General features: G+C 69.8%; 14 protein-coding genes and 6 pseudogenes. 12 read left to right on the forward strand and 8 right to left on the reverse strand.

Annotated features, from left to right (window positions below; translation table 11 throughout):
* Window positions 1–277: 277 nt before the first annotated feature.
* A complete protein-coding gene (locus ACFZBD_RS33225; RefSeq protein WP_391147013.1) occupies window positions 278–478 on the forward strand; it encodes a hypothetical protein in 201 nt (66 codons plus the stop codon).
* Between the two features lie 52 nt (window positions 479–530).
* Here the strand turns inward: ACFZBD_RS33225 and ACFZBD_RS33230 are convergent.
* Together ACFZBD_RS33230 and ACFZBD_RS33235 are read right to left on the reverse strand one after the other, a co-directional pair.
* Window positions 531–772: pseudogene (locus ACFZBD_RS33230) on the reverse strand (phosphotyrosine protein phosphatase); the annotation flags it as partial.
* A gap of 173 nt (window positions 773–945) precedes the next feature.
* Window positions 946–1,893 (reverse strand): annotated as a pseudogene (locus ACFZBD_RS33235) (IS481 family transposase); the annotation flags it as partial.
* A gap of 259 nt (window positions 1,894–2,152) precedes the next feature.
* Here ACFZBD_RS33235 and ACFZBD_RS33240 point away from each other — a divergent pair.
* Window positions 2,153–2,572 (forward strand): hypothetical protein, encoded by a 420-nt coding sequence (locus tag ACFZBD_RS33240; protein ID WP_391147016.1) that lies wholly within the window; start codon window positions 2,153–2,155, stop codon window positions 2,570–2,572.
* A 237-nt stretch (window positions 2,573–2,809) separates the two neighbouring features.
* Here the strand turns inward: ACFZBD_RS33240 and ACFZBD_RS33245 are convergent, their stop codons facing one another.
* The gene (locus tag ACFZBD_RS33245) at window positions 2,810–3,271 is read right to left on the reverse strand and encodes a DUF6233 domain-containing protein (RefSeq protein WP_391147041.1); all 462 of its coding nucleotides are present in this window, start codon (window positions 3,269–3,271) and stop codon (window positions 2,810–2,812) included.
* 341 nt (window positions 3,272–3,612) lie between these two features.
* Between ACFZBD_RS33245 and ACFZBD_RS33250 the strand changes: the two genes are divergently transcribed.
* On the forward strand, window positions 3,613–4,131 hold the full coding sequence (locus ACFZBD_RS33250) for a pyridoxamine 5'-phosphate oxidase family protein (protein WP_391147019.1): 519 nt from the start codon (window positions 3,613–3,615) through the stop codon (window positions 4,129–4,131).
* A gap of 1,275 nt (window positions 4,132–5,406) precedes the next feature.
* Window positions 5,407–5,946 carry an NUDIX domain-containing protein gene (locus tag ACFZBD_RS33255; protein WP_391147020.1) on the forward strand — a complete coding sequence of 180 codons (540 nt, stop codon included), beginning with the start codon at window positions 5,407–5,409 and terminating at the stop codon, window positions 5,944–5,946.
* Here the strand turns inward: ACFZBD_RS33255 and ACFZBD_RS33260 are convergent.
* Both ACFZBD_RS33260 and ACFZBD_RS33265 read right to left on the reverse strand, forming a co-directional pair.
* A complete protein-coding gene (locus tag ACFZBD_RS33260; RefSeq protein ID WP_391147022.1) occupies window positions 5,906–6,370 on the reverse strand; it encodes a hypothetical protein in 465 nt (154 codons plus the stop codon). The genes ACFZBD_RS33255 and ACFZBD_RS33260 overlap by 41 nt on opposite strands.
* A 613-nt stretch (window positions 6,371–6,983) precedes the next feature.
* Window positions 6,984–7,268, reverse strand: a pseudogene (locus ACFZBD_RS33265) (helix-turn-helix domain-containing protein); the annotation flags it as partial.
* A gap of 170 nt (window positions 7,269–7,438) precedes the next feature.
* Between ACFZBD_RS33265 and ACFZBD_RS33270 the strand changes: the two are divergent.
* Both ACFZBD_RS33270 and ACFZBD_RS33275 read left to right on the forward strand, forming a co-directional pair.
* Window positions 7,439–7,627, forward strand: a complete 189-nt coding sequence (locus ACFZBD_RS33270; protein ID WP_391147025.1) for a hypothetical protein — start codon at window positions 7,439–7,441, stop codon at window positions 7,625–7,627.
* Window positions 7,624–7,881 carry a hypothetical protein gene (locus ACFZBD_RS33275; protein WP_391147026.1) on the forward strand — a complete coding sequence of 86 codons (258 nt, stop codon included), beginning with the start codon at window positions 7,624–7,626 and terminating at the stop codon, window positions 7,879–7,881. The genes ACFZBD_RS33270 and ACFZBD_RS33275 overlap by 4 nt, the downstream gene beginning before the upstream one ends.
* Before the next feature lie 1,053 nt (window positions 7,882–8,934).
* Here ACFZBD_RS33275 and ACFZBD_RS33280 read toward each other — a convergent pair.
* Window positions 8,935–9,597 (reverse strand): hypothetical protein, encoded by a 663-nt coding sequence (locus tag ACFZBD_RS33280; RefSeq protein ID WP_391147028.1) that lies wholly within the window; start codon window positions 9,595–9,597, stop codon window positions 8,935–8,937.
* 303 nt (window positions 9,598–9,900) lie between these two features.
* Between ACFZBD_RS33280 and ACFZBD_RS33285 the strand changes: the two are divergent.
* The 3 genes and pseudogenes from ACFZBD_RS33285 to ACFZBD_RS33295 form a co-directional block, all read left to right on the forward strand.
* Window positions 9,901–10,275, forward strand: a pseudogene (locus ACFZBD_RS33285) (DUF5958 family protein); the annotation flags it as partial.
* A gap of 261 nt (window positions 10,276–10,536) precedes the next feature.
* Window positions 10,537–10,776 carry a hypothetical protein gene (locus ACFZBD_RS33290; protein ID WP_391147031.1) on the forward strand — a complete coding sequence of 80 codons (240 nt, stop codon included), beginning with the start codon at window positions 10,537–10,539 and terminating at the stop codon, window positions 10,774–10,776.
* Window positions 10,776–11,150: a toxin Doc gene (locus ACFZBD_RS33295; protein ID WP_391147034.1), complete on the forward strand. Its 375-nt coding sequence runs from the start codon at window positions 10,776–10,778 to the stop codon at window positions 11,148–11,150. Before ACFZBD_RS33290 ends, ACFZBD_RS33295 begins: the two co-directional genes overlap by 1 nt.
* An 804-nt stretch (window positions 11,151–11,954) precedes the next feature.
* Here ACFZBD_RS33295 and ACFZBD_RS33300 read toward each other — a convergent pair.
* A complete protein-coding gene (locus tag ACFZBD_RS33300) occupies window positions 11,955–12,914 on the reverse strand; it encodes a hypothetical protein (RefSeq protein ID WP_391147037.1) in 960 nt (319 codons plus the stop codon).
* A gap of 470 nt (window positions 12,915–13,384) precedes the next feature.
* On the opposite strand from ACFZBD_RS33300, the pseudogene ACFZBD_RS33305 reads away from it, so the two are divergent.
* The 3 genes and pseudogenes from ACFZBD_RS33305 to ACFZBD_RS33315 form a co-directional block, all read left to right on the forward strand.
* Window positions 13,385–13,549: pseudogene (locus ACFZBD_RS33305) on the forward strand (hypothetical protein); the annotation flags it as partial.
* Window positions 13,550–13,958: 409 nt separating this feature from the next.
* Window positions 13,959–14,084, forward strand: a complete 126-nt coding sequence (locus ACFZBD_RS33310; protein ID WP_391147046.1) for a hypothetical protein — start codon at window positions 13,959–13,961, stop codon at window positions 14,082–14,084.
* Between the two features lie 503 nt (window positions 14,085–14,587).
* Window positions 14,588–14,935 (forward strand): annotated as a pseudogene (locus ACFZBD_RS33315) (transposase); the annotation flags it as partial.
* Window positions 14,936–14,958: 23 nt separating this feature from the next.
* On the opposite strand, the gene ACFZBD_RS33320 reads toward ACFZBD_RS33315, so the two are convergent.
* Entirely contained in the window at window positions 14,959–15,192 is a 234-nt protein-coding gene (locus tag ACFZBD_RS33320) for a hypothetical protein (protein ID WP_391147039.1), read from the reverse strand.
* Window positions 15,193–15,568: the final 376 nt, after the last annotated feature.

Here is a 15,568-nt window from a genome sequence, read left to right on the forward strand (position 1 = left end):
CTTCGAGGGGGCGGGGCGGGAGTCTGCGGTCAGGCCTTGCGGTTGCGGGGGCGGCCGTTGCGCTCCAGCACGACACCGAGCTGCGAGGGCTGCATCGCGGCGGCGATGCCGATGGCCCGGCGGTTGGCGTGCGGGCTGGTGGCGTCGGCCGCCGCGATGTGACGCTCGCGGACAGCGTCAGGTGGGTGATGAGCCGACTCAGCAGGCTAGTAGAGGCGAGGAGCTCGTCGAAGTCCACGGCCCTGGGGTCGGTGACGTCCGGGCTTTTCGTGAGGCCTTGATCCCCGACCGCCCCTCCGACCCCGACGTGCAGGCCCGGCTCCGCGAGGACCTGCGGGAGACCCGCGAGGCCGCCGAGGCCCGGCGCCGGTACCTGGAGCAGCAGGGGCGTCCCCCCGGGCAGCGGGAGCCCGGCGGCTGGGAGGAGAAGCGCGTCAAGGCGATCAAGGAGGGCCAGGGCTCGGGCGGACAGCAGTGACGTACGGAGTTCAGGCGGACGCACTCACCGCGCCGGGGCGCACGCGCGCGGCTCACGTCGGCGGTCGTGCGTCGATCTCGGCGACGAGGCCCTCGATCAGGTCCTTGATTGCGTCGCGGATGAGACGGACGGCCTCGACGCCCTGACCGGCCGGGTCCTCCAGGGCCCAGTCAAGGTATGTCCTGCCGGGGAAGACCGGGCAGGCGTCGCCGCAGCCATGGTGATGACGTAGTCCGACGCGTGGACGGCCTCGGTGGTCAGGACCTTGGGCCGCTGGGCGGAGATGCCGACGCCCTCCGCGAAGCCGCAGCCCGGCTGGCCCGCATCAACGAAGGCCTCGGCGGGGGGTGGACATGGAAGCAGAGACGGCCCAGCTGCTCCGCACGCTGCATCCTCGTACGGCAGTAGCCCGGTAGGGGCGGACTGAGCAGGAGCTCGGGTCTGAGGAACATCGGTGTCAGATCGGTGTATTGCCCAGTGAGGTTTGGGACGCGGCTGGCGGGTGGTTTGCCTGCGAGTGCGGTGTGTCCGCGGTGGTGATTGTAGGAGTGAAGCCACTGCGGGAACGCGTCGCGTCGTTCCTGTTCTGACCGGTAGGGGCGGGCGTATGCCCATTCGTCGAGCAGGGTGCGGTTGAGGCGTTCGACCTTGCCGTTAGTCTGGGGCCGGTAGGGCCGGGTTTGCTTGTGGGCGATCCCGGCCGCTGCCAGCGCATCGCGCCAGTCGCGGGAGCGGTAGCAGGCGCCGTTGTCGGTCAGCACGCGTTCGACGGTGATCCCGACGCTGGTGAGGTAGGCGTGGGCCCGGGTCCAGAAGGCGGTGGCGGTCTCCTTCTTCTCGTCGGGATGGATCTCTGAGTAGGCGAGGCGGGAGTGGTCGTCGACCGCGGTGTGGATGTAGCTGTAGTCGGCGTTCTTGCGGTTCTTGCGGTCGGCCTTGCGGCCGAGGGCCTTGTGGCCGCCGCCGTCGGGGATATTTCCGAGTTTCTTGATGTCGACGTGGACGAGTTCGCCGGGCCGGTCTCGTTCGTAGCGGCGTATGACGGTCCCGGTGGCCCGGTCCAGGTGTGCGAGGCGGGCCATGCCGAACCGGGTCAGCACGCGGTGGACGGTGGAGGCGGGCAGGTTCAGCAGTGCGGCGATGCGGGCCGGTCCCCAGCGGCGGGCGAGGCGGACTTTGATGATCCGGCGTTCGGTGCGGGTCGCGGTCCGGCGGGGGCTGTGGTGCGGGCGGGAGGACCGGTCGCTCATGCCGGCCTCGCCCAGAGCCCGGTAGCGGGCGGCTCACCGCTGGGCGGTGGTGGGCGAGACCTGGAAGCGTTCGGCCGCCCGGCGCAGGGGCCAGCCGTCCTCGACCACACAGCGCGCCAGGCGCAGGCGTCCGGTCTCGGTCAGGGGTGCATTACGGTGGGGCATGAGGGCCTTCTGCTGGTTGGTGTAGACGTCGCAATCCACACCGAACCCGGAGGGCCCTCACCCGTTCAAGATCCTTCAGCCGAGACCTGCATCACCCGTCCACAACCTCCTGGGACAGAACAGCTAGGGCATAGCTGAGCGACCGATGCCTGCCCTGGAGGCAATGCGCCCGGCGTGTGCACCGCTCTTACGGCGTGCGCGCCGACCAGAGTGGATACGGGTCGTTCCTGACCCGAGGTGCCAAGGAACGGAGACGCTGATGCCAGTTCTCAACCACGAGATGACCGGCGAGGAGCTCGCCGAGAGCCTGCTGAAGAACGTAGGGAATGAGCGGATGCGCGCTGCGACGCGCCTCCTTGGTGCGTACCAGGACGGGTACTGGCTGCGTCGCCTCCTGGACGAGGAGGACGGCACTCCGATCGAGGTCAACCAGCCTCACGACGGCATGATCGAGCGGACCGGCTCCGAGGCGTACCCGTCGGTGAACTGGGACACCCTCGGCCTCATCCTCCTGACCCAGCCCTGGGCTCTGAAGTGCTCCACCAGTGAGCGGGCGATCCTCGAGTTCGCGACCTCGCTCGTCGGAAAGGTCGGCGTCAACCTGAGCAGGGCTGTTCTGGCCGTCAACGATACGGACATCCTCATCCGCGCGTTGCGGCAGGCCTCGGGCGAGGGATAGGGGGTGGCGCCCTCGCGAACTGTGCGGCAGTTGCCCCGGACAGCGGGCCGGGGCCTTTGAGGCGAGCATCAGGTCGGGCACCGGATGCCCGGCCTCGTGGCCAGCGCCTGGCGGCACAAGTCCCCTGAGCTGCCCTCTGGCTGGGAAGCCTTCGCCGTCGTCGTCGCGTGACGGGTGGTCGACTTGGCCCGCGCGGCCGCCGCAGTGACCTTCACCGCGGAGCGGCCAGCGTTGTCTCTACGACGGCACCCTGGGCCCCCCGCGCAGACCGGAACCGGGCACGGTGCGTGGGCGGCTGGCGCGGGCAGAGGGCGTTCCCGATCGCCTGGGAGACGGTGGAACAGCGGGATTCGTACGCCTACGACACGTCCGCGGTCGAAGGGGACTTGAGCTTGTTCCGTTTTGACGGACACTTTTGGTGTGGTGGTCAGGCCGCCGAGGCGGTCTCGTATTCGGCGGGACTGCGGTAGCCGAGGTCGCTGTGGAGCCGGTGCAAGTTGTACCAGCCCATATCTCGCACGCCCGGATCCCGCCGACAGTGATCGCCTGGCGGGCCTCGTCCTGGTTCAGCGGCTTCAGGTGCGGGCCGGCCAGCTTGCAGTCCCCGATGTGGGCGCTGTCCGCGACAGGGCGCCCCCGCTCGCGCAAGTAGGACAGCACCCAGCCGGGCCCGGACGGCAGGACACGCACTGTGCGCATTGCGGCCTGGTGAGTTTCGATCTCGGCGATCCGGGCGCGCACTCGGTCCAGCGACAGCACCAGCCAGTTCCACGAACCCCTCCCGCCGCTCAGCCCGGCCTGGAGGCCGGTCACCCGGTTCGGCGGCTCCAGGCCACCCCACCGCCATCGGCCGGCGCCCGCCAGGCCCACCACTTAGCGCAGGCGGCACTCCGACGGGATCCGGGTCCCCCGGTACGGACTTGATACGCCCCGCAAGAATCCCGATAGCGTCGCGGCCGACAAGACCCGCGCGGAGCAACCTCACCGCTGCTTCATCAATGACGACAGAGGGTGTCGGGTTTACGGCCGACGATGGACGTATGCGCGAAACCCCAGAAGAACTCGACACACTCCAGTCCCTCCTCGACTCCTCCCTCTCCGGCTCGACCGCACACCTCCGCTCGATCGTCGAGGGCCGCACCATCACGGCGGCGCAGCTCACCGGGGTCCTCACCGGCATGTGCACGCTCGCCCTCTCCACGGTGACCGCAAAGGGCGAACCGCGGATCAGCGGCGCCGACGGGCACTTCCTGCACGGCCGGTGGCACTTCGGCACGGCGCGCAACGCTGCCAAGGCCCGTCATCTCGCGGCCCGTCCGGCCGCCAGCGTCGCGCACATGCGCGGCGAGGACCTCGGCGTGTTCACCCACGGCACGGTGGAGGAGCTGAACCCCGAGGGCGCCGAGACCACGGCCGACTGGCAGGAACTCCTCGCCTACTTGAAGGACTCTTACGGCGACGACGCCTTCGACTGGAACCGCGAGGTCGTCTACTACCGGCTGAACCCGCACTGGATGACCGTCTACGCCCCCGACCTCGACAAGCTCACCGGCACATGACGCCAGGCCGGTCGACGAGGGCCTGCACCTGCGCGTACGTGGGTGCGGAGCCGGTCGACGGCGCGCCATCGCGTACCGCCAGCGCCGTGGCGAGGGCCTCGCCCAGCGCCCGCCGGTACAGCAGCGACCCGAGGCTGCCCCGCCCCGACCGGGTCGGTGACAGCCGGGCCGACGCCTAGTTCCGAGAGCACCACCTGCTCGCCGAAGCCCGCCGCCACCTCTCCACGTCCTGCGCGGCCGACCCCACCAACCGGGCCTGGACGAGCAGATCGTGCGGACGGTCGTCGACGACTACACCCGCCCGGCGAGCCGGCGGATGATGACCGCCGACCTGCGCGCCCTGTACCCGCGCGACACCGAGGACCAGGCCATGTTGCGCCTGCTGACCCGTAAGGGTCCGCCCCGCCGTATGAGCGGGCCCACCTTGCCGCCGACGCCCTGGCCGCCCGGGTCCACGCGGTGCGTCGTGCGGAGCGACTGGGCTCCCACACCCGCCCGCACGCCGTCGCCGTGCCCGCCCGGTCCGGCAGGACACAGGGACCGGAGGGCGAAACCGGGCCTGCGGGCGCGGCCGGCGCGCAGGGCCCGGCCGGACTGACTGGTCCGGCAGGACCGCAGGGCGAGGTAGGCCCGCAGGGGCCTCAAGGTGCGACCGGCCCGCGGGGCGCCACCGGCCCGACCGGCCCTCAGCCGCGGCTCGGCGGGCAGGGAGCAGGCCACGACCGCCCTACGCTCCACCAGCCTCCGCGTACCAACCCGCGGATGAGCCCCTTCCGTCGTCCATCACACCGCAGGACGACGATCACCTCGCTGTCTCCGTAGTTGCAGGCGGGGTGTACGCCGTCGACGCCTACCTCGACGTGGAGGCAGACGCCGCAGCGGACCTCCTCCTGGGCTTGGCCATCCCCGGCCGGCGCCGCTCTGTCGTGGACGGAAGGCGGGATCAGCGCAGGCAACACGGGCAACATCGGGAGCATCAAGCAAGGCCGCCTCGATGCGGCCGCCACGTTCGTCCGTCGGCATCGTCGCAACCGGGGTCCGTCGTGCGCCCGTCCGGGTCCCTGAGGGTCGCCGGGACCGCGGGGACTCTGCGGCTCCGTTGGGCGCAGGCCGTGTCCTCCGCGACTGCCAAGACCGTCAAGGCCGGGTCGTGGATCCGTCTCACCCGCATCGCCTGAACACCAGCCCTCTCTCGCGCTACGGCGCGGGAGAGGGCGCTTTCGTCATGTCCGGGAGCGCTTCCCCGTGATCATGCACTGTGCGAGGGTGGCCCGCATGAGCGAATGGACAGTGCACGGCTCCCGCCCGGTCTACACGAGCCCCTGGGTAGGGCTCGACCTCGTCGACGTGGAGCCGCCCGGGCACTCCCGCTACGAGCACCACTTGATCAAGCTGGCCCCCGTGTCGGCCGTCGTGCTGCTCGACGACAACGAGCGGGTGCTGCTGATGTGGCGCCACCGGTTCGCCACCGGCTCCTGGTCGTGGGAAATCCCCAGCGGCATCGCCGAATACGGCGAGACACCCGAGGCCGCCGCCGTACGCGAGGTCCTCGAGGAAACCGGCTACGAGATCAACCCGGACGAGCTGTCCCCGCTCGCGTACAACGAGCCGATCGGCGGCATGTGCGACGCGAAGCACCACGTCTTCCTGGCTCGGGGCGCCCGGAAGGTCGCCGAGCCGGTCGACACCCACGAGGCCGACCGGATCGAGTGGGTGCCCCTCGACCAGGTCCAAGGCCTCATCGACTCCCGGCAGATCGTTGCCGGGGTCGCAGTCACGGGCCTGCTGCAGCTGCTGGCGCGGCGCCCGCGGTAACCAGCTCCCGCAGCTCCCGAACGGGCGCCGTCCCCTCCGCCCGTCCCGGAATCGCCGCAAGGACCTCCCGCGCGCGGGACACCACGATCCCGGTCAAGTGCTCGGCAGGCAGGCCGAGGAGCAGGCTCTCCGTCGCCCGGCACGCCACCGGCACCTCGCCGACCGCGACCAGGCTCAGCGCTTCGTCCATCGCGATCAGCGCCCGGTCGAGGTACTCGGTCGGCGCGTACATGCCGCGGGCCTTGTGGAGGGCGGCCTGGGCGCGGCGGGTGTCGCCGATGGTGGTCCACATACTGCCGTTGTGCCACACCAGTTGGCGCTCGGTGTAGCCGTACGCGGTGTCGGAGGTGTCGGCCGCGCCGAGCCGCTCCCATGCGGCCGTGGCGAGCCGTAGTGCATCCTCGGCCTCTTGGCGGCGCCCCATCCTCGCCAGCGCGCGGGCCTCCAGCGCCGGGGCCCATGCGGCCGTGGCACACGGTCGATCCGGCGACGAGCCGGGCCCGCTCGGCCAGCGCGAGCGCCGCAGCAGGAGCGCCAAAGTAGAACGGGATCACCGCCTCCCGCGCGAGGAGCCAGGCACGCAGGGCCCGGTCGCCGGTCTCCTCGGCCAGCAGCTGCCCGAGGTGGTACCAGGCGCGCGCCTCACGATGGTCACCGAGGGCCACCAGTGCTATCCCGGTAGTACCCGCAAGCTGGGCCCCGATCCGGCAAAGGCGCGCACGAACGTCGGTGGGCTGCCTCTCGACGAGGAGGGCCCTGACGGCCTGGAAGTCCGCCACGGACCCGGCAAGGAGGTCGGCAGGCGGGAGGATCTGGTACTCGTGGCCATGCTCGGCGGCGCGCCGCTCCAGCTGGTCGAGCGTGGTCTCGGCGACGCTGCCGGTGAGGAGCGCGGTGGCGGCGGCCCGGAGCGCTGCGAGAGATGCCGGCGGCGCCTGGTCCCGGGGGTCGCCGACCGGAGGCTGTATGGGCACGGGGAGGGTGGCGCCGTCCTCGGCCGGGGTGTAGTCGCGGCCGTACCCGAGCCGGTCGGGCCTGGTCGCGTAGATACGGCAGAGCGCGTCCAGATTGTCGTCGCCCGGGCGGCTCTTCCCCGTCTCCCAGCTGGAGAGCTGCTGCACCGTGACGCGGGCCCCGGCAGCGATCAGATGGTGCCGCGTCTCCGCGAGAGTCCAGTCGTGGGCCAGCCGGTGGGCCTGGAGCAGGGAGCAGCCGGTCTCGTCGGCGATGGCGGCCGCCGTCCTCCAGGCCGTCCACCGCTCTGTCTGGGCTCTGGCCGCAATCGATCGGGCCACGGCCCGCTTCCCGTCACAGCGCGGCATAGGGGCACCTCCTGACGCCACGGTAGAGGCACATGGCCGCGGCCTTGAGCCGTTTTCATATCCCCGACGCGATCCCGGACCCCCGGTTCATCGGGGGGCAGTGAAGGCTGATCGTTTTCACCGCACAGCGAGCATGGCGGCTACTCGTCAGCGAGGCGCAAGGTGAGCGCATGCCGACCCAGCCGCAGCGTGACTGCACGTACTGCCCGGAGCCCGGCGCGGACGTCTGCGTCCGCGTCATGGCCGACAACTCGGGGCCCGGGCAACACCTCTACGGCCACCGCGCCTGCGCGAAGGCACGCGGTGTGGTCCCCATGTACAGCTTCATCGAGGAGCCGACGGCGGGTGCAGGTCGATGACCCGCACCCTGAGACATGCCGCGTGGACGATCGGCGCGGACCGCGAGGATCCGGCACCGTCAGCACGGTTCATCCTGTGCAGGGACTGCGAGACCCAGTCCGAGCCCAGCACCAGCCAAGCCCCAACCGACCGGTGGGCACTCAAGCACACGGGCGAGACGGGCCACCGTGCCTACCGCGAGCTCGTGATCGCCAACCTGCGCACGTACCCCGCGGCGGGCAATCCGCTGGAACAAAGCGAGGAGGACTGGTGACGATGTGCTCGTGGTGTGACCAGCCGATCCTCGATGAGGCGCAGCTGATCCCCGATTTCTCCTGCAGCGGCGCCAGCCCGCCGGTGTACTGGCACGCGGACCCCGCTCAGTGCGTGACTCGACGTCGCCGACGTCCGGCGGCCGAAGTGCGGCTGGCGACGCTGCGCCTTGAGCCGTCGTGACCGATGGGCAGTGGCAGGCGCTCTGCTGCGGGATTGTCCTCGGCGTACTGATCGTGCTCGCCGTCGCGATCGCCGCATGACTCCTGCGCGCGGCCAGTCGCGAGCTTCTCCAGGACCTCATCAGCCGGAACGTGCCCGGTGCCGGGTCGGGGCGATGTCAGACCGGCCTCGTAGCGTCGATAGCGAGGGCCCGGACCGGACGGGGCCCCGGAGGACCGAAGGACCGGGCCATGGGCGAGATCAGCATCGAGCGGCAGCACCTTGACCGGCTGCTGGCCGACAGCACGAGCACGTAGGGAGCCCCCTACCAGCGGGCCTTTGCGGAACTCGCCGCAGCGCGCCGCGGCCGGCCCGTCGCCGAGATCCTCCCGCTGCTCCGCCGGGCCGCCGACGAGGCGCTGCTCGGCTTCACGGACGCGGACCTCCAGGAGCAGGCTCAGGCGATCAGTACGGGCGGGCCGTACGTCCTGCGCGTCACGGTGGCCTGACCGGGCGGCCGGTCGCGGAAGCGGCGGGACTCCAGCGGGGTTCCTGGTCAGCTCCGATCTCCACGACGACGCTCGATGAGACACCGAGACCTGGTCCCCGCCGCCTTGAGTCGTCCTCGGCCTCCTTGCGGTTGCTGGCTCGGGCTGTACCTGCCTACGCCTCCGGGTGTAAGACTGGTAGGCCCGCATGTCAAAGTGTCGCGTATCCTCTGGCGGTTTGCAGTTCGCTCACCCTGCGTGGTCGGTTGCTCCTACTGATCATTGTGAGCCGTCGTGCCCGGGCGCGTAGCGCGGGATAGTCCAGCGCATCGTTGTCTGGCCCCTGGGGTCAGGCTGAAGAGTCACGGGATAGACCTGTCCGAGGGTACGTTCGCCGCGATGTCTCATCGAGTGGTCGCCGCTGTACCAGTTGATCCCCAGTCAGCGACCTCGATGGCGCCGATCCGAAGCGGGTGGGTCCAGCTTGCGCGGTTGAAGCGGTGGAAGTCGGTGTGCTCATCGACTGCGACCATGACGCCCAGGCCCTGTTTGTCGCTCGCCCAGTTGTTGAGGGCTTCGCCGAGTTTCTTGGCGGCATCGAGCGGGAGGTCGAGCCGCCCTCGCACTTGACTGCCGTGTTGCAAGATCAGGTCTCCGCCGAACTGACGATGGGCGGCCTCCGCGTAGGCTCCCCAGTAGGCCACATCGGCAAGGCCGTCGGTTGACGGGTGGCCGTCTCCCGTCCAGGAGTCCAGGGCAAGCGCGTCGCCGAGCACCATGCCGCAACGGTCGACCGGTAGCTCGCCAAGGAGGATCGGCTCGTCCCCTGCGGTGCCGGCCCGTGGCAGACCGAGATCGATTTCAAGGACCGCGATGGTCGGTCCTCCGTCGGAGGGCGACGCCGCCGTGCCGGCTCGCACCGTCAACGGCCTGGCACCGGCGGCGCGAACTGCGGCCATCTCACACATCCAGTCGTGGACGTGTCCGCCACCGATCGATGCCGCGGCACTGGCGCGCTCGGACAGCGGTCGGCCCAGCTGCGGCCAGTAGTCGATCCACGACGCCATCCCCAACACGAGGACTCACGACGGCACCATCACGACTCCCAGGTCAATGTCAGTCTCAGCCATCCGGCGATTGCACCTTCCTTCTGCTCTCAGGATCACGGTCCGGCCGGGTCAGCGCCTGTGGTCACCCGGGGCATACCGGCTCCACGTTCCGCCAGCCTGGGTGACCAGGCGGATGGCTGTCCTGTCGTGGTAGCCGAGCGCATTCGGCTCTCGCCCGGAATCAGCGTCGTGAAATCATCCAGGGATGACTGAACCGAGCAGCGACGACGGCCGGACCTCCGGCGTGAGACCGAGCGGGTCGTCAACGAGATCGCTCAGGGGCTCCGCACGTTGGACTCTGGTGTGAGCTGGTTCTCCAACCTTGCCCCGGCACGCCGGCAGATGGTTCTGCAGGAAGTCGCTGGCTACGCGATGCAGGCGCACATTACAGCTGCGAACGGCCGTGCGGGGGTGGCGTGGTCCGGTGTGAAGCCCACGGCCAACCCCTCGGTCATGATCTGCATGGCCCCGCCCCGCTACGGGTTCGCGGGCCTGCCCTCCGCCGAACACGTTAAGGCGTTCCGGGTCCTCGTTTCCGTGTTCGCCGTTGCTGACACTCGCCGCCGGGAGAGGTACTGCAAAGGCGCCTGCGGACATGCATGGCACAACCTGCCGGTGGCAACCCAGCAGCCGTAGCATCGGGCTGGGCTGAGTATCGAGCGGCTCCTCCTGAGTGACATCCATTCGTAGGTCCACGCGCTGTGGGGCGGGAGAAGTGTGAGCAGTGGGGAACCTCCGAGTCGGGTAGGGGAATCGCTGAGCACAGGTCGTCGTCCTCTTCGACGGTCACTGGACTAGCGAGAACCCTGCCGTCTTCCTTTCCGGGAGGCCGACGCGTCCCCTGCCCGCCCGCTTCCCGGTATAGCCCGCCAGGTACCAAGTAGGTACCATCGGGGTATGCCGTCTTTGAACGTCACCTTCACCGACGAGGAGCTGGAGGAGGTCCGCGCCGCCGCGGCCGCCGAAGGCAAGTCCCTCAAGCAGTACGTCCACGACCTGCCGCTGCGCGAGCGTCAGCGCCGCCAGTTCGTCCGCTACGCCGCCTCCTGGGGGGAGACACACCGGGCGGAGTTCGACGACGCCTTCCCCGACGAGATCCCGCCCGCCACCCGGGAGCGCGGGGCGGACGCCGCCTGATGATCCTCCACATCGACGTCCCCTGGCTCCTGGACGTCCAGGAACAAGCCGTCCCCGAAGACGTCAGCGTCGCCGACTACTCCGCCCTCGTCGCTGCCGTCGCCCGCCACAAAACCCGCATCCCCCGCCCCACAACCGCCGCGCCCGATCCGGCCTGGCGCGCGGCGGCCCTCTTGCACACGCTGATCCGTCTGCAGCCCCTGCCGCACCGCAACAGCCTGTATGCCTGCCAGGTCACCGCCGCCTACATGCACGCTTCCGGTGAGGGCATCGACCCTCCGTACGGTGCCATGGTCGACCTCGTGCGCGACATCCAGACCGGGAAAACCGACGTCTACCGGGCCGCAGACCGCATCCGGACCTGGCGCATCTGATCCACTTCGGCTGCAGAGCCGCCGGGAATGGTGCCCTGCATCGGTGGCCGACGGGAATCCCTTCCGGGACGCTCCTCCTGCCCGGGTAACGGGCTGCGTACGCTGCGTACCCGGCCTGGGGGAGTCGTGTGCGTGCGAGAGGGACGACTGCGGTCGGCCCCGCCCTTGTGTTCTGATGTGAGGGCAGAGGCCGTCGGGCCGGAGTCGGCATGGCATCTGGGCGGCGGGCGGCTACGAGCCGCTCCGCTCCTTCGCCGGCCGCGTGTTGGCGAGCAGGGGGGCGGCCGAGCGTCTCACGTGCCTCGGGACGTCGGCTGGCACCCAGCGGGCTCTGCGTCGTTCTTGCCCTCGGGTGCGTGGGCGGCTTTCTCCGGATCGCGACGTTGAGGCATCCGATGACGGTAGGGGGCAGCCTCAGAAGGCTGCGCTACGGTCGTGTCCCCGAAACGGGGGGCATTTTCGTCCCGCCCGGCCTCTACCTCAGGCCGGGCGGGAACGATTGGCGCGAGCCCCCTGTCCGAACTACCTAGAACCGCACGTCAGGAAGTGTGCTCTCCGCGCGAGCGGAGGTGAACCGCTGCCCATGAGTTCGAGCCGCGTCGACTGGACATGCTCTCCGCGCGGAGCGGAGGTGAACCGAGTGCGGCATGCACGGCGGGCAGGACGCGGGTGGGAGCTGGATGATCCGGAGCCTGGTCCGAGGCCGGGTCACGACTACGCGGAACTGGTCGACGTGCGGTGCGGGTGCTGGCCTTTTGCGCCGGCCTGTGCGGCATTGCCTGCGGCGGCTGGGGTCTCCCTCGGCTATGCGCCGGTGTCCGGCGTGGAGGTGCCGCTTACGTGCTGGAGGAAGGTTGAGTCGACTGTGATGTCACCGGTGAGTCGCCATGCTCGCCGTTCGTAGGACAGGTCGCCGGTGACAGTGGCGGGCAGCTGACGTTGGTATGCCATGATCGCCCAGCCGTGATCGTCTCCTGCGAGTGGCACGTGGACCCGCAACGGTTTGCCGTTGACCTCTGCTGCGACGATCACCAGGGCTGCCTCCTCGTCGGACGTGGCGGCGTCTTCTCTGGTGAGGGACTTCACGAGGCCGATGAGGGTCTCTCTCCGCAGGGGCTCTTCCTGCCGAACGAGCCGCTCCCTTACGCTCGGCAGCCCCAAGATCACGTCTCTGTCGAGAACGATGGTCGCAAGGCCGACATCCGGCTTCGGTTCCCCGGCTGCCCATTCGAATGACAAGTCCACCGAGCGGAGGTGGTCTGGCTGCGACATCTCCTCGAGGGACTCGACCGTCCCTGCGCTCAGCCCGTGGCTGCTGGGCGGCTCCAGAGCACTTACGTCGCAGGCCCTGGTGAGACGCTTCGTGGTCTCCAGCCCTCGGGCCAGGGTCTCCATGACCCTTCGAGGAAAGGCCAGTGGGGGATGCTGCGCCTCGGCATCCGGGCCGTCGACTGGGTCTCCGAGGCGGGTGACGACGGTGAAGACGAAACTGCCGTGCTTGGTGTGCCCGAGCCGTACGTCGTCCTCCAGGAAGCCACTGACAGCGGCTGGCCGACGCCCGCGGTGCGAGTGACGAGGGTCGGCTATGGTGGTCGCCGCCGCTTTCATCAGTTTGTAGATCGCCTGGAGCGTCTTGTCGGCCTGGTGAAAGGGAATTGTTCCGTCGATCATTGCCTGGTCGAGACGTACGAAGAAGAGGTCTGCCCGGGTGGCGACAGCCTTTTCGAGTAGTTCGGCGGCGTCCCAGTCGTGGATGTGCCCCAAAGACTCCAGTGCGTGAACCGTGCTCCGAAGTCTGCGAAGTCGGTCGCCAAGGGGATCATGACGCGTGCCGCATCGCCCGAGCGGCCGGAAGTGTAGCGCCAGACCTCGCGAATGTGTGGCTGTCGCTGCTCGAGTTCCAGTCGTGAGCCGCAAGGAACTGGGATACGGCGGGAGGGGTGAGCGTAGCCGCGACCTCGCGGTAGCCGTCCAGTGTCATGCGGCTCACCTCGAACCCTCCTCTGCATCACCGATTCGCTTCATGATCTTCAGCAGCTGATCGCCAGTGAACAAATTACGGCGAGGTAGGAGGTTTCTGGCCGCCGGTGCCCTTCTGCGGCCGGGGAGCGGCGAGGATGCGCGGGGTCGCCGGGGCAATCCGATGACGGCCTGCGGTTCACCTTTCAGAGGTTAAAGAAACAGGCTAAAAGCTAGGGTAAATGCTGCTGGGGTGGGGGTGGAAGGAGATCCACATGGCATCCCAGGAAGAGCTGTTCGCGAACATCGACGCTCTGTTGGCAGAGGAGCCGCAGCTGCCGCCCCCGGCGGAGCGTGCGCGGCTGCGTGAGGCCGCAGGTATCACCCAGGCACGCCTTGCGCAGGCGCTGAAGTCCACGACTCAAACCGTCAAGAACTGGGAGAACGGCCGTTCCGAGCCGAAGCCTCCGCGTCTGGAGGCGTACCAGCGGTTGCTGAACGGGTGGGCGGCGAAGTACCCAGCCCGCGCTGCCGCCCCGGCCCCGGCTGTGGTGCCGCAGCCGCAGGTACCCGAGACGCTCACCGGTCCGGCCGCTCCCGAGGCTCCCGAACCGGAGGCTGCCGCGCCGCGTTTCCACGTCGACCCCTCCGGACTCGAGGGACTGCGGTTCAACGGCGCAGGGTTCGCGGGCTCCGATGTCCTGCGGCACTGGCAGACGACCGAGGAGGCGCAGACTTGCCGCGACACCCCGGGCTGCGGATCCGTCAGGGCGGCCACGACAGGGCGCGCAGGACCCGGCGGCTGGGGAGTTCGTCTTCCAGGACAAGGCGAGGAAGTTCCGGGCCGCGGTGGTGGCGTTTGCGGACGCCGACGGCACACAGTACGTCGTCTACCTCCGCGCACCGGACGAGCAGGGGAGCCGCTGCCGGCCCGTCTTCGACACCGCCGTTTCCGGCCTGCGTCTCGGCACCTGAGCTACCGGCCCGCCCTAACCCCGGCCCGCCCCAGCCCCGGCCCGGCCGGGACTGGGGTCGGCGGGCTTCACGGCGCCGCCGCCGACGCCTTCGCCAGCGGCCCGCCGCCGCCCCCCCGTAACACCGTGTCCCTCTGCCGTCGTTGCCGCTCCGGCGCCGCCCGCCTGGTGTGTGTCCGGGCAGACGAAGACCGCGCCTCCGCGCCGGGGCCGTGAGCCGGATGCGCACCCGCGAGGGCGGCGGGCCGGCCGGCCCGCCCGTCACCTTCTTCGTGGCTCCGCTAGGGGGCCTCCGGCCTTCAGATCCGGCATGACTTCCCCCCTTGTTGCGGTTGATGGTCCCGGGGGGTGGTGTCACCGGGTCCGGAGACGTCGACGGACCGCTGATGAGGGGCCTGGGCACCGGTTTCACCCAGGGCCGGAAGGGCTCTCCGTGACGTGGATGTGGCAGCTCGGTGCCGAGGCAAGGCCGGACGAGAAGCGTGATGGAGGGGCCTGCGCGTGATCGATACCGGCGACACGATGTCTCCCTCGGCCTGGACATCGGTAAGGGCGAACGCCCCGCCGCCGCCGTCATCCCGGCCGGGAAGAAGGTGTTCGACAAGCGCCTGCCCAACACCGAACCCCAAGCTCCACGATCTGTTCGCCAAGCTCCAGGCACGGAACGGTGCTGGTCGTGGTCTACCAGCCGGCCTCGACCGGCGCCCTGCCGCTGCAAGAGACATGGGCTGTCCGGTGGCCTACCTGCCCGGCCTGACGATGCGGCGGATCGCCGACCTCTGCCCGGGCGAGGCAAAGACGGACGCGAAGGACGCGTTCATCATCGCGGACGCTGCCCGCGCGATGCCCCACGGTGAGGAGTCCAGAGCGCCCGGTCAGTCCTCCGGCCGAAGCCGCTGACGAGCGGCCTCCAGCCGCTGGTCATAGTCAGGCGCGAACAGTGCAGGAAGCTTCTTGTCGAGCGTTCCTGCGATTCGATGAATCGGTGCCCAGACCGCCGGATCGTCAACAACTCGGCCGAGGTCGGTCATCTGGAGCTTCTCCAGCCAGTGCGACAGCACCAGCGCCTCGTCACTCGTGAGCTTGATCGTGACCTGGCTATCACTCATGCACACCCCTATGGCTCAGCCCGCCCTTGACCGCACGAACCTACTGGCCTTGGACCTTGACCCAACACAGAGGGACGCCCCCGGGCCTCCCGCGCGCCGGGGCCCGGTGGGGCCGGACCTGCGGCGGACGCGAATGGCACCTGTATCCGCCGCAGCCCCGCTTGACCGTGTGTGCAACAGGCCGGCGCATCCCCGGGCCTGACGGCCCGCACACGTCCCCCAGCCCCTTGCTCTCGTACGTGAGCGAGTAGTACCGGGCCTGACGGCCCGCCACCCCGCCCCCGCCGGTCCGCCGGCGCCGTGAGCGCGCTGAGGACAAGGCAGCAAGCAACGAGCACCAAGCAGGGGGCACCAATCCAAGCCACAGGCACCAAGC

This window comes from Streptomyces sp. NPDC008121 (assembly GCF_042957155.1).
Classification (GTDB): domain Bacteria; phylum Actinomycetota; class Actinomycetes; order Streptomycetales; family Streptomycetaceae; genus Streptomyces.

Excerpts from the sequence above, each read along its gene's own strand:
- ACFZBD_RS33250 (WP_391147019.1), top strand. The coding sequence starts at position 3,613 with ATGCGCGAAACCCCAGAAGAACTCGACACACTCCAGTCCCTCCTCGAC.
- ACFZBD_RS33245 (WP_391147041.1), bottom strand. The coding sequence starts at position 3,271 with ATGCGCACAGTGCGTGTCCTGCCGTCCGGGCCCGGCTGGGTGCTGTCC.
- ACFZBD_RS33295 (WP_391147034.1), top strand. The coding sequence starts at position 10,776 with ATGATCCTCCACATCGACGTCCCCTGGCTCCTGGACGTCCAGGAACAA.
- ACFZBD_RS33290 (WP_391147031.1), top strand. The coding sequence starts at position 10,537 with ATGCCGTCTTTGAACGTCACCTTCACCGACGAGGAGCTGGAGGAGGTC.
- ACFZBD_RS33275 (WP_391147026.1), top strand. The coding sequence starts at position 7,624 with ATGACCCGCACCCTGAGACATGCCGCGTGGACGATCGGCGCGGACCGC.
- ACFZBD_RS33270 (WP_391147025.1), top strand. The coding sequence starts at position 7,439 with ATGCCGACCCAGCCGCAGCGTGACTGCACGTACTGCCCGGAGCCCGGC.
- ACFZBD_RS33255 (WP_391147020.1), top strand. The coding sequence starts at position 5,407 with ATGAGCGAATGGACAGTGCACGGCTCCCGCCCGGTCTACACGAGCCCC.
- ACFZBD_RS33280 (WP_391147028.1), bottom strand. The coding sequence starts at position 9,597 with ATGGCGTCGTGGATCGACTACTGGCCGCAGCTGGGCCGACCGCTGTCC.
- ACFZBD_RS33260 (WP_391147022.1), bottom strand. The coding sequence starts at position 6,370 with ATGGGGCGCCGCCAAGAGGCCGAGGATGCACTACGGCTCGCCACGGCC.
- ACFZBD_RS33320 (WP_391147039.1), bottom strand. The coding sequence starts at position 15,192 with ATGAGTGATAGCCAGGTCACGATCAAGCTCACGAGTGACGAGGCGCTG.
- ACFZBD_RS33240 (WP_391147016.1), top strand. The coding sequence starts at position 2,153 with ATGCCAGTTCTCAACCACGAGATGACCGGCGAGGAGCTCGCCGAGAGC.